The organism is Flavobacterium chryseum (genome assembly GCF_004362015.1).
In the GTDB taxonomy this organism is placed as follows: domain Bacteria; phylum Bacteroidota; class Bacteroidia; order Flavobacteriales; family Flavobacteriaceae; genus Flavobacterium.
Map to the genome: position 1 here is coordinate 376,903 of NZ_SNWW01000001.1, position 13,520 is coordinate 390,422.

The 13,520-nt window shown below is 33.1% G+C and carries 10 protein-coding genes; 8 read left to right on the top strand and 2 right to left on the bottom strand.

The features are described from left to right. The first annotated feature begins 119 nt into the window (after positions 1-119). The 8 genes from EV143_RS01640 to EV143_RS01675 all read left to right on the top strand — a co-directional run bounded on the left by EV143_RS01640 (position 120) and on the right by EV143_RS01675 (position 11,818). Positions 120-3,527 carry a DUF4175 family protein gene (locus EV143_RS01640; RefSeq protein ID WP_133506247.1) on the top strand — a complete coding sequence of 1,136 codons (3,408 nt, stop codon included), beginning with the start codon at positions 120-122 and terminating at the stop codon, positions 3,525-3,527. Further along, positions 3,524-3,943, top strand: coding sequence for an rRNA maturation RNase YbeY (gene ybeY, locus EV143_RS01645; protein ID WP_133506248.1), 420 nt, complete (start codon positions 3,524-3,526; stop codon positions 3,941-3,943). The genes EV143_RS01640 and ybeY overlap by 4 nt, the downstream gene beginning before the upstream one ends. A 311-nt stretch (positions 3,944-4,254) precedes the next feature. Beyond that, positions 4,255-6,126 (top strand): tRNA uridine-5-carboxymethylaminomethyl(34) synthesis enzyme MnmG, encoded by a 1,872-nt coding sequence (gene mnmG / locus EV143_RS01650; RefSeq protein WP_133506249.1) that lies wholly within the window; start codon positions 4,255-4,257, stop codon positions 6,124-6,126. A 204-nt stretch (positions 6,127-6,330) separates the two neighbouring features. Beyond that, a complete protein-coding gene (locus tag EV143_RS01655; protein WP_133506250.1) occupies positions 6,331-6,795 on the top strand; it encodes a hypothetical protein in 465 nt (154 codons plus the stop codon). A gap of 97 nt (positions 6,796-6,892) precedes the next feature. Continuing rightward, positions 6,893-7,741 (top strand): class I SAM-dependent methyltransferase, encoded by an 849-nt coding sequence (locus EV143_RS01660; protein ID WP_133506251.1) that lies wholly within the window; start codon positions 6,893-6,895, stop codon positions 7,739-7,741. Positions 7,742-7,988: 247 nt separating this feature from the next. Beyond that, positions 7,989-8,567 (top strand): OmpH/Skp family outer membrane protein, encoded by a 579-nt coding sequence (locus tag EV143_RS01665; protein WP_133506252.1) that lies wholly within the window; start codon positions 7,989-7,991, stop codon positions 8,565-8,567. A 102-nt stretch (positions 8,568-8,669) separates the two neighbouring features. Beyond that, the gene (locus tag EV143_RS01670; protein WP_133506253.1) at positions 8,670-10,949 is read left to right on the top strand and encodes a helix-turn-helix domain-containing protein; all 2,280 of its coding nucleotides are present in this window, start codon (positions 8,670-8,672) and stop codon (positions 10,947-10,949) included. A 110-nt stretch (positions 10,950-11,059) separates the two neighbouring features. Next, positions 11,060-11,818, top strand: a complete 759-nt coding sequence (locus EV143_RS01675; protein WP_133506254.1) for a hypothetical protein — start codon at positions 11,060-11,062, stop codon at positions 11,816-11,818. Positions 11,819-11,859: 41 nt separating this feature from the next. On the opposite strand, the gene EV143_RS01680 is transcribed toward EV143_RS01675, so the two are convergent. Next, a complete protein-coding gene (locus tag EV143_RS01680) occupies positions 11,860-12,321 on the bottom strand; it encodes a hypothetical protein (protein WP_133506255.1) in 462 nt (153 codons plus the stop codon). A 129-nt stretch (positions 12,322-12,450) separates the two neighbouring features. Further along, positions 12,451-13,419 carry an HU domain-containing protein gene (locus EV143_RS01685; RefSeq protein ID WP_133506256.1) on the bottom strand — a complete coding sequence of 323 codons (969 nt, stop codon included), beginning with the start codon at positions 13,417-13,419 and terminating at the stop codon, positions 12,451-12,453. Positions 13,420-13,520: the final 101 nt, after the last annotated feature.

Here is a 13,520-nt window from a genome sequence, read left to right on the forward strand (position 1 = left end):
GGTAGTTGTATTGATATTGATTTTTGAAGTTACAATTGACATTGTCATTGCAATTGATTTTTGAAATTTGAATAGTTATAATTACTACTTTTATGGGTTATAATTAAAACAGATTCAACTTGAAAACAACATCTGCCATATATCAAAAGTTAGAGACTTTTATTAAAAAATATTATACCAACGAATTGATAAAAGGAATACTTCTTTTTACCGGTTTTGGATTAATTTATTTTTTATTCACGCTTTTCATTGAGTACTTTCTTTGGTTAAAACCATTAGGAAGAACGCTTTTATTTTGGTTGTTTATTGGAGTAGAAGTTTTCCTTTTGTTTCGATTAATTTTGTTCCCACTTTTTAAGTTGTTCAAACTTCAAAAAGGAATTGATTATAATCAGGCTTCGGCAATTATCGGGAATCATTTTACAGAAGTAAGTGATAAGTTAACTAACTTTTTACAGCTTTCAGCTTCTGAGAATTCAGCAGAAAGTTCTGAGTTGATGTTAGCTTCAATCGAACAAAAAGCAAATTCATTGCAGCCAATTCCTTTTGGAAATGCCATCAACTTTAATTCAAACAGAAAGTATTTACCATTGGCTTTAATTCCAATTTTGCTTTTTGCTGTGTTTTATATTTCGGGAAATAGTAATATCATTTCTCAAAGTTTGAATAGAGTAGTGCATTTTAATGCTACGTTTTTACCTCCGGCTCCTTTCAAATTTGTTGTCCTAAATCAAAATTTACAAACAGAACAGAACAAAGATTTCGTTATCAAAATGGAATCAATTGGAAACATTGTTCCAGAAAATGTAATGATTCATATTGGTGATGAAAGTTATTTTATGGAATCTTCTCAACCCGGAAAGTTTGAATTCAAGATTGAAAAACCGGTAGAGAATGTTTCATTTTCTTTCGAAGGAAATTCAGTTTCATCTCAGGAATATGAATTGAAAGTAATCACTGTTCCGTCAATTGCCAACTTCGAAATGGTATTAAATTTTCCATCGTATTTAAAAAAGAAATCAGAAACAATTCAGGGTACAGGAAATGCAATTGTGCCAGAAGGAACTTTGGTAACCTGGAGAATGAATACGCAATCGACCCAGGAAATTGTTTGGAAAGATGAAAATGCAACTTTGAAGTTCAATAAAGCAGAAAATGAGTTTAAATTGGCTAAAAATATAAGTCAGAATACAGAATATCAAATCCTTACTTCAAATAATAAGGTTAAAAACTACGAGAAACTAGATTATCAGTTATCTGTTATTAAAGATCAGCATCCATCGATAACAGTTAGCCCCGCTCCGGACAGTTTAAAGTTAGATAAGAATTATGTTTTGGGAAGGTTAGGTGATGATTATGGTTTATCAAAATTGCAAGTTATATTCTACGAACGCAACAAACCCAACACTGCCAAGCGTGGAACCATTCCTGTAAAACAAGCAGTGTTTGATCAGTTCGTTTTTTCTTTCCCGAGTAATTTACCTGTGGAAGAAGGAGTATCTTATGAATACTATTTTGAAGTTTTTGATAATGATGCGCCGCATGGTTTTAAGAGTACAAAATCTTCTGTTTTTTCAGATCGGGTTTCAACTACAGATGAAGTTCAGGATCTAGAATTACAACAACAAAATAACAATATAAACAGTTTGTCTAAATCCTTAAAGAATCAGGAAAAGCAATTTTCTGAAATGGATAAAATTAAAAATACCGGAAAAGAAAAAGAAAATTTAGAGTTTAAAGACCAACAGAAAATCAATGATTTTATCAAACGTCAGAAACAACAAGACGAATTGATGAAGCAATTTGCGAAGAAAATGAATCAGAATTTGGATAAATTCAAATCTGAAAAGAAAGATAAAACAGCTGATGATTTACAAAAACGTTTAGAGAATGCCGATAAAGATTTAGAGAAAAACCAAAAGTTATTGGATGAATTAAAAAACTTAAACGATAAATTGAACAGCGAAGAGTTGTTTGATAAGATGGAAAAATTCAAACAAATTAGCAAAAACCAATCTCGTAATCTGGAGCAATTGGTTGAACTAACCAAACGTTTTTATGTAGAGAAAAAGGCAGAGCAGGTTGGCGAGAAATTAGATAAACTTTCAGAACAACAAGAACAGCTTTCGAATAAAGAGAAAGAAAACACCAAAGAGAAACAAGACGATATTAATAAAGCTTTTGATAAAATTCAGGAAGATTTAAAAGACCTGAAAGAAGAAAATAAAACATTAAAATCTCCTATAAATATTCCATCAGATGCTTCAAAAGAAAAAGATTTAGATGATGATTTTAAAAAAGCTTCTGAAGAATTAGGTAAAAAGAATACTTCTTCGGCTAAGCCAAAACAAAAAAGTGCAGCCAAGAAAATGAAAAGCATGGCACAGCAAATGCAGTCAAGTATGGAAGGCGGCGATCAGGAACAATTAGAAGAAGACGTTGCCATGTTGCGTCAGATTCTGGATAACCTTTTAGCCTATTCATTGTCTCAGGAAGATGTGATGAAACAATTTAAATCTATGAAATTAGGTTCTTCGGCTTATACTAAGAATATTAAAATTCAACAGAATTTAAAACAACAGTTCAAACACGTTGATGATAGTTTGTTTGCATTGTCATTGCGTAATCCAAAAGTGGCTGAAGATGTAACGAAAGAAATTGGAAATGTTCAGTATAATATTGACAAAGCAATTGAAACGCTAACCGATGTTCAGGTTCCAAAGGGAGTTTCGCATCAGCAATATGCAACTTCATCTGCAAATAAGCTAGCCGATTTTTTAAGTGATTTATTAAACAATATGCAAATGTCGATGTCTAAACCTGGACAAGGAAAACCAAAACCTGGTGACGGTCAAGGAATGCAATTACCGGATATTATTCAAAAGCAAAAAGGTTTAGGAGAGAAGATGAAGCAAGGAATGAAAGAAGGAGATAAACCCGGCCAAGGTCAAAGTGGTAAAAGTGGAGAAGGTAAAGATGGAAAAGAAGGACAGGGGAAACAAGGTCAGGGAAAAGAAGGACAAGGAAATGGTCAAGGTAAAAGTGGTCAGGGTAAAGACGGAAAAGGAGGCCAGTCTGGTGAAAAAGGAAATGATGGAAAAGACGGAAATGATGGCGAAGGAGATGCTGAAGCGATAATGGAAATTTATAAAGAACAAGTAAAACTTCGTGAAGCTTTGCAAAAAGAGTTAGCTAAAAAAGGATTGGATGCTCAGGGCAGATCTGTTTTAGAACAAATGAAACAATCAGAAAAGCAACTTTTAAACAAAGGTTTTAAAAATGAGAACTTACAACGCATACTTAATATTCAACAAGAATTATTAAAACTGAACAACGCAGTTCAGCAACAAGGTCAGGATACGAAGCGAGAATCTGAAACTAACAAATCTGAATTTACCAATCGTTCGAATGCTTTACCAAGCTCGTTATTGGAATATTTAAACAGTGTGGAGATTTTAAATAGACAATCACTACCTTTGCGCTCGAATTTTAATCAAAAGGTTCAAGAATATTTCAATACAAAATGATCGACTTTAATTACGAAACCGAATTTACTTTAGATAATGAACAAGCCTTTTCTGATTGGTTGAGTGCTGTGATTGTTTCTGAAAACAAAAACGAAGGAGACATAAATTACATATTTTGTGACGATGAATATCTTCATAAGATAAATGTAGAATATCTAAATCACGATACATTAACAGATATTATCAGTTTTGATTACACCGTTGGAAACGAATTAAACGGCGATATTTTTGTTTCTGTTGAAAGAGTAAAAGATAATGCAAACGATTTTAATGTTTCTTTTGAAGATGAATTAAAACGAGTTCTCGCTCACGGGATATTACATTACTGTGGATACAAAGACAAAACAGATGCTGATGCTGAATTAATGCGTTCGAAAGAAGACGAGAAAATCGCAATGTTTCACGTGGAACAGTAATAGAAATAAATTCAATTATAAAATTCAAATCCCAAATGTTCCACGTGAAACATTAGTTTGTATTTTTTGAACTTCATTTCAAAAAATCTAGATTTGAAATAATTGTTTCACGTGGAACACATGAATTGAAAAATTTAGATTTTAAAATTTGTATCGAAGTGTTTCACGTGGAACACTTGGTTTTCAAATTTGGAGTTTGGAATTTCAAATTGGAATTTACATATAGTTGTTGCTGTTCCACGTGGAACAAAAGAATATAAAGTTAATTCTGAGAGCTGACTTAAACGGTTTCCCAGAGAATAGAAAATAAGATGTTTTTAGAAGAATACGATGTTATTGTAGTTGGTGCAGGTCATGCAGGTTCTGAAGCCGCGGCAGCGGCCGCAAATTTAGGATCCAAAACTTTATTGGTTACAATGAGTTTGCAGAACATTGCTCAGATGTCTTGCAACCCAGCGATGGGTGGAATTGCAAAAGGACAAATTGTGCGTGAGATTGATGCGCTCGGAGGATACTCAGGAATTGTTTCAGACCGAACTGCAATTCAATTCAAGATGTTGAACAAATCAAAAGGACCAGCAATGTGGTCGCCGAGAGTTCAAAGTGATCGAATGCGTTTTGCTGAAGAATGGAGAATGATGTTGGAGGGAACTCCAAATCTGGATTTCTACCAAGAGATGGTGAAAGGTTTGATTATTGAGAATGGAAAGATTAAAGGAATCAGAACTTCGTTGGGAGTTGAGATTCGTTCTAAATCTGTGGTGTTGACAAATGGAACTTTCTTGAATGGTTTGATTCATATTGGAGAAAAACAATTCGGAGGAGGAAGAGCAGGAGAAAGTGCTGCAACTGGAATTACCGAAGATTTAGTAAAAGTTGGATTTGAATCAGGAAGAATGAAAACAGGAACGCCGCCACGAGTTGACGGACGTTCTTTGGATTATTCGAAAATGAACGAAGAAAAAGGAGATGCGAAACCGGATAAGTTTTCTTATTCGGATTTAACGGTTCCATTAACGCATCAAAGATCTTGTCATATGACCTATACGTCATTGCAGGTTCATGATATTTTGAGAGAAGGTTTTGATCGTTCGCCAATGTTCAATGGAAGAATCAAAAGTCTCGGTCCAAGATATTGTCCATCGATAGAAGATAAGATAAATCGTTTTGCAGATAAAGAACGTCACCAGTTATTTGTTGAACCGGAAGGTTGGAATACTTGTGAGGTTTATGTAAACGGATTTTCAACTTCGCTTCCGGAAGACATTCAATTTAAAGCGTTGAGTTCTGTTGCCGGATTTGAGAAAGTGAAATTCTTTCGTCCAGGTTATGCAATCGAATACGATTACTTTCCGCCAACGCAATTGAAACATACTTTGGAAACAAAGTTAGTTGAAGGTTTATATTTTGCCGGACAAATTAATGGAACTACAGGATATGAAGAAGCAGCATCACAAGGTTTGATGGCCGGAATAAATGCGCATTTAAAAGTGCATGAAAAAGCGCCGTTAATTTTGAAACGTGATGAAGCTTATATCGGAGTTTTGATCGATGATTTAATTACAAAAGGGACAGAAGAACCATATAGAATGTTTACGTCAAGAGCAGAGTATAGAACTTTGCTTCGTCAGGATAATGCCGATTTTAGATTAACGCCAATGTCGCATGAAATTGGTCTTGCATCTGAAGCGCGTTTACGCCGAATGGAAAAGAAACTAAACGAGTCTGAAAAAATGGTTGCATTTTTCAGAGAAACTAGCGTTTCGGTAGCAGAAACAAATCCTATTTTAGAAGCGAAAGAAACAGCTCCGATTACACAAGGTGATAAAATGTTTAAAGTATTCTCACGTCCACAAATTGATTTGGAGGATATGATGAAATTTGAAAAAGTAAAAGAATACATAGAATCAAATGATGTTGATCAGGAGATTTTAGAACAAGCCGAAATTCAGGTTAAATATTCAGGTTATATCGAAAAGGAAAGAAACAACGCTGACAAACTAACTCGTTTAGAAGAAGTAAAGATTCCGGAGAATTTCGATTATAATAAAATTAAATCAATGTCGATTGAAGCAAAACAAAAATTGAGCAAGATTCGTCCTGTAACTATTTCTCAAGCTTCAAGAATAAGCGGAGTATCACCAAGTGATATTTCGGTTTTATTGATTTATATGGGAAGATAGAATTTTAGATTTTAGATTTAGATTGTTTGTGTGGAAGGCATAATTTGTTGTTTTGATTTGGATTGTTCCACGTGAAACTATTTGATTCTGGATCATCAAATCTAAGTCTGGAAATTATTTTGTTCCACGTGAAACGGATTTAAGATAACGCATTATAATTATCGTTCCTCGGAATGACAAAAAACTAATTCTAAATTTCATTGTATGAGAATTGTTCAAAAAGAGGTTTTGCTATTAGAAGAAAAAGAAGTTTTACGCGAACTTTGGAATGAAGAATATCCAGCAAGATTGAATTGTAAAACGATGGCAGATTTTGAATTGTATTTGAATGGTCTTCAAAACACAAAACATTATTTACTGTTTGATGATTTGAATAGAATTAATGGTTGGGCTTTTACTTTTTTGAGAGAAGAGGAAGATTGGTTTGCAATAATTCTAGATTCTCAAATACAAGGAAAAGGAAATGGTTCGCTTTTGATTAATGAATTAAAAAAGAACAATGCAAGTTTGAATGGTTGGGTTATTGATCATGAAAATGAAGAAAAGCAAAATGCAACTTTTTATAAATCTCCAATGCCATTTTATATCAAAAACGGTTTTACAATTTTGACAGAAATAAGAATTGAAAACGAAAAAATGTCAGGAGTAAAAATAAATTGGAAAAGATAAATATAACAAAAAATATAAAAATAAATAAACCCTAAAAATGATAATTTTCACTTTTAGGGTTTGCTATAAAATTAAACCAAAACACTTAAAATAAAAAATGGACGTTTTAAATAAAAAACATTTTCTTACTGTAAAAGACCATTCTGTTTCAAAAGAAATTTTCGATTTGTATTACGACGAAAATTTAGATATGTTGATTACATCTCCGCAACCGGATCTTGAAAATTTAGGAAGATATTACGAAAGCGAAGATTATATTTCGCACACAGATAACAAGCGTTCGTTATTTGAAAAAGCATATCATTTTGTAAAAAACATTGCGATCAAAAATAAATTGAATCTGATCAACAGTGAACAATCTCAAAAAGGAAAAATTTTAGACATTGGTGCCGGAACAGGAGATTTTTTATTGACAGCGAAAAATGACGGTTGGGAAACTATTGGAGTTGAACCAAGCGAAAGAGCAAAAAATATTGCAACACAAAAAGGAATTTCTTTTGTGGATGAAATTAGTACTCTCGAAAATAATTCTTTTGATGTGATTACAATGTGGCACGTTTTAGAACACGTTCCAAATTTAGAATTACAAATTCAGGAATTAAAGCGTTTACTAAAACCAACTGGAACATTAATTGTTGCGGTTCCAAATTTTAAATCTTACGACGCAAAATATTATAATGAGTTTTGGGCAGCTTTTGATGTGCCGATTCATTTTTGGCATTTTTCGAAAAAAGCTATTCAGTTGCTTTTTGAAAAAGTTGACATGAAGTTGGAAAAAGTACTTCCAATGAAATTTGATTCTTTTTACGTGAGCCTTTTATCTGAAAAATATAAAACTGGAAAAATGAATTACATCAGCGCTTTTTTTGTTGGTTTACGATCAAATTTAAAAGCCGGCAAGACAAAAGAGTATTCATCTCACATTTATGTCTTAAAAAACAACTAAAACGTAAAATAAGCGTGTTTCCAAGACTTTTTCGGTTTTAAGCAGGAGAAATATCGTCTTTTTCAAGAAGTCTTCTCTAATAAAAGCTATGAAAGCCGGTTTTGATAGCGTTGTTTTATAGTTATTTTTTGATCCATAAATAAAATCAATATCATAAAATTATAGCATTTTCTAAACTTTATGTTGATGCTATTTATTTTTTTATATTTTTGTCTTTATTACTTTAAAAAAATTAGAAATTTAGAAAATGAAAAAAGCATTAGTAATTATCGCACTTTCAATTTTGGTTGTTTCATGTGGTAAAACAGCAGAAGTTAAGGAAGTAAAAACAGCTTACGTTGATACTTCAGTTTTAATGAAAGAGTACACTGAAGCAAAAGACCTTGAAGCTAAATATAAAGCTCAAGCAGAAGAAAAAGGAAGACAGCTGCAAGCGGAAATTACTCGTTTTAAACAAGACGCTGCTAATTTTCAAAGTCAGGCACAGGCTAACGGCCAGCAATGGGCGCAACAAAGAGGTGCAGAGTTGCAAAAAAGAGAACAACAACTGGGTTATGCTCAACAACAATTATCTCAGCAATTGCAACAAGAAAGTGGTGTTGAAATGGATTCTCTAGTAAGTGGAGTTAAAAAATTCATCAAGGAATACGGTAAGAAAAACGGTTATTCTTATATCTACGGAACTGGTGATGCTGCAACTGTTTTATATGCAGAAGAAAAATATGATATCACAAAAGACATCATTAAAGCTTTGAATGATAAATACAAAGCTGAACCAAAAACAGAAACAAAAGCAGTTAAAGAAGGTGAAGAGGCAAAAAAATAATTACCAAACTAACTAAACTACTTAAAAACCTAAATCTACTCAGATTTAGGTTTTTTTCTTTTATAAAAACACCATACTTTTAGTTTTTCAATACATTTCATAATGCAAAACGTTTCAGAAGCTGCTGCTTACACCTTACAATTTATCAATCAAACGCAAAAATCTATCTTTCTTACGGGTAAGGCCGGTACAGGAAAAACAACACTTTTACGTGAAATTATCGCTACAACACATAAGAATACAGTTGTGGTGGCGCCAACAGGAATTGCTGCGCTGAATGCCGGCGGGGTAACGATTCACTCGATGTTTCAATTGCCGTTTTCGGCTTTTATTCCAACGTACGATGAAGCCTCTCAGTTTACTGAAACGGTAAAATTTGAAAACAAAGAAACACTACGCAGACACTTCAAAATGAACAATGTAAAGCGTAATGTGATCAAAAACATGGAGCTTTTGATTATTGATGAAGTCAGTATGTTACGTGCTGATTTACTTGATGCGATTGACTTTATGATGCAGACTGTTCGTAGAAATTCGCATGCTTTTGGAGGAGTTCAGGTACTCTTTATTGGCGATTTATTACAATTGCCGCCTGTAATCAGGGATGAAGAATGGAGAACCTTGCGTAATTATTACAAAGGGAAATTCTTTTTTCATTCGCATGTAATTCAGCAAAATCCACCACTTTACATCGAATTATCTAAAATTTACCGACAAACCGATGATGCTTTTATTTCAGTTTTAAACAATCTTAGAAATAATCAGATTACACAGCAGGATATTCAGGTTTTAAACCAGTATGTGCAGCCTGATTTTGATTTAAAAAACAACAAAGGTTATATAACGCTTACAACGCACAATGCCAAAGCCGATTCGATGAACGAGCAGGCAATTAATGATTTAGCCGGAAATGAATTTTCATTTCAACCTTTTGTCGTTGGCGATTTTCCCGAAAAAATATTTCCTGTCGAAGAAAATCTAAAACTGAAGGTTGGTGCACAGGTAATGTTCGTTAAAAACGATTTATCTTTTGAAAAAAGATACTTTAACGGAAAAATGGGCGTTGTAAAATCGCTTTCGCCCGAAGAAATCTTTGTTCATTTCCCTGAAGAGAACAAAACTATTGAAGTCGAGAAATACGAGTGGAAAAATATTCGCTACAAAGTAAACGATCTTACCAAAGAAGTAGAAGAAGAGGTTTTGGGCACATTTGCACATTATCCGCTAAAGTTAGCCTGGGCCATTACGGTTCATAAAAGCCAGGGTTTAACTTTTGAGAAAGCTGCGCTCGATGTATCGCAGGTTTTTTTACCCGGACAGGCATATGTAGCATTGTCACGTTTAACTTCTTTAAACGGGCTTATTTTGCTTTCTCCGCTGCAAATGAATGGCATTTCGAATGATCAGGATGTTATGGATTACGCTTTAAACAAAGCAACAGAGGATGTTCTGAAAAACTCTTTGCATTTTGAGACCAAAAATTTTATTCATAACTATTTGATTAACAGTTTTAATTGGGCAGATTTAGCACAAGAATGGCGAAATCATCGTTTTAGTTACAATGAAAATGCGGTAAACTCAGAAAAAGCCAAACATGCCGTTTGGGCGCACAAACGTCTTGAGATAATAGATTCGCTTGTAGATCCATCTCAGAAATTCGTACATCAGCTTAATAAAATTTTCAATAAAGAAACTGTTGACTTGTTTTTTGTTCAGGAAAGGGTAGTAGCGGCTTATGATTACTTCTTTAAACCGATGGACAAATTGGTTACAGATCTTTTGAATAAAATGGCTGAAATTCAGAAATTCAAAAAAGTAAAAGAGTTTTACGAAGAGTTGGCTTTTCTGGATGATTTGCAAACTAAAGCTGTTTTACGCTTAATGAAGGCCAAATTGCTAATAGAAATTATCGTGGCAGGCGAAACCATCTGTAAAGAGAAATTGTCGTCTACAGCGATTAAAAACTACAAATTAGATAAGGTTGACAAGATTCGGGAGGAATTTAATATGACCAATACGGATATTTTCAAATCAGAAGATCCCGTAGTGCGATATACGGCCAGAAAACTGGATAAAAGCGATTCGAAATCCGTTAAAAAAACAACTGTCGAAGAAACACACGATTTGTGGCTCGAAAAAAATTCGATTCAGGATATTGCCAGAATTCGGAAACTTACACCACAAACTATAGAAACGCATTTGATTAAATTGATTCAGGCTAAGAAAGTCGAGATTTCTGATGTTTTGCCTTATGATAAAATCCTGGCGCTTCGAGAAGCTTTTCAATTCTATCAGGAAGAATCATTAAACGGCTTAAAAGAAAAACACGGAGATGAATTTACCTGGGATGAACTCAAAATGTTCAAAGCCAGCATAAACTGATAATTGATTTTAGATTTTAGATTTTAGATTTTAGATTTTGTAACTTGGGTCTGGAATAAGAAATTTAAAATTTGGAATTATCCAAAAAACATTATGTAAAATAGAAAAAGATGAGAAAGTTAATATACATTTCCCTGCTTGTTTTTTCAGTTCAAAATCTTGCTGCTCAGGATTTAAAACCGGAATATCAAAAATTTATTAAAACGTTTATTGATAATGTAAAGAATGGAAGGAAAGAGGCTGTTGCCAATATCATTAAGTATCCTTTAGAACGAGATTCTCCAATTCCGGCGATTAAAAATAAAGCGGATTTCTTAAAGAGATATAATGACATTTTTGATGTTACGCTGAAAAATGAAATCATTAAATCGAATCCGGCAAAAGACTGGTCACAAATGGGTTGGAGAGGAATTATGCTTAATCAAGGCAGTATTTGGATAGATGAGGATGGCCGTTTAATTAGTATTAACTATCAGTCGAAAACGGAAGCGGCGCTTAAACAGAAATTAATTTCTAGTGAGAAAGGAAAATTACATCCTTCAATCGCCAAATTTAAAGAACCTCAATATGTTTTAGAAACTTCTAAATTCAAGATTAGAATTGATGATTTAGGAAATGATAATTACAGATATGCATCCTGGTCTCTTAAACAATCGATGAGTGAAAAACCTGATTTAGTGATAACTAACGGAAAATGGTTTCAGGACGGAACGGGTGGAAATGAACATTTTGAATTTAAAAAAGGCAATTATATTTATGAATGTCACATAATAGTTTTGGGCGAAAAAAATTCGCCTCCCGCGAGATTGATTATAACACAAAGCGGAAAAGAAATCCTTTCCCAAAACGCGAAAATTGTTCCACGATAAACAAAAAATCCGATACGCCAGCGTATCGGATTTTTTTTGTTTTATACTTGAGCTCTAAGTTTGTCCAGCTTTTTTTGCTGATCGACTTGTTTTGATTTTAGTTTTTGAATTTGAAGCTCATTCTCTTTTATTTTTACCTTTTGTTTTTGAGAGTCTTCTTCAGAAAGCGATTTTAATTTTCCATCAATCTTTTGATTTTCAGATTCTAATTTCGCAATTTTCTTTTCATTGTCTTTAATGTCTTTTTCAGAATTCCTTAATTCTTTCTGACTTTTTTCAAGCTTCTTTTGTTCTTTTTTTAATTTTGCCTGCTCATCTTTCAGTTTATCCTGATCGTCATCGAGCTTTTTGTGATATTCGTCAGCTGATCTCTGAGCATCTCTTGCAGCTCTTTTTTCTGCTGCAATCTGTGCTTTGTTTGTAGTTGTAATTTCCTGAGCATAAAAGTGTTGCGTATTCAGGATAAGAAACAAAACAATTAGTAGTTTTAATGTTTTAGTCATAGTATATTATTGTTATTTGAGAGTAACAAAAATATAAGTTTGGAGTTATAAAGAGTAACTGTTTGAGTTTTTTATTAAATAAAATAAGCCAAAAAAAAACCTACTTGATTAAAGTAGGTTTTGAAGTTTTTATAAAGATTCGATTAATATCCAGGCAGTTGGATTTTCACCTTTTTGAATTTCTTTCTGTGCCTTTTCTGCTTCGGCCATAGTTTGATAACTTCCGTAGATAACCGGAAATAAACCATGTTTCGTTTCTTCGAGCATTCGGGCTTTATAACCATCTTTTATAAGCTGATCATAAGCTTTTTTAGCATTTTGTTGACTTCTAAAAGCTCCAGCCATGATATGGTAAGGCATTGTTTTTTCTTCAATAGCTTCCGTTTTTGCAGAATCAACAGAAAGTGTTACCGCAGGCAAAGGATTTTGAATTAAAAATGTTGCTTCCTGTATCTTGTTTTCTACCTTTTTCTGAACGGCACTTTCAACGATAAGTGTTTGGTTTGCAATTTGATTTTGGTATAAAGGATATCCAATACTTCCTGTAATTCCAAGACCTAAAACAAAAATAGCAGCATATCTTAAATACGATTTAGAAGATCTAACTTCTACTTCATTTTCGTTTAAATCGATAGTTTCTCTTTCTTCAAGTGCTTCAAGATTTTTCTGAAAAATTTCTCTTTTTACCAAAGGAGAAACAAACGGACTTAATCCGAAAGAACTTGAAAGGTAATTGTGTTGATCGTTTGGCGTAAAGACCATGTTTTGATCTGCATTCAAACGAATACTACCAATATTTTTTAGATTTAAAACACCAAATTCTTCTAATGTTTTTTTCCAGTTTAAAACTTCAAAAGCAATAGCACTTACAGCAAAACCGTAGGAAGTATTTTCTGCAAGAGCAATATGGTTTGCTAACAGTCCGTCGTTATTTTTCAATAGACCATTAAATGAAATCGTCTTTTTAGGTGGAAAAAAAGAATTTGTACTTTCATTAACCTGAGTTGGGTGAATTTCTGTTAGAAATGCTCCAAATCCAGGAACCGTTATACACTGATAACGATACAATAACTGCGCGATGTAAGTTTCGATTTTCATAGTAACAAAGTTATGCAACGAATATAGTTATCAAAATTTTATTCACAATTTTTATTAACAATCCACATATTTTTTTAGTTAATTAATTTTCAATTAGTTAA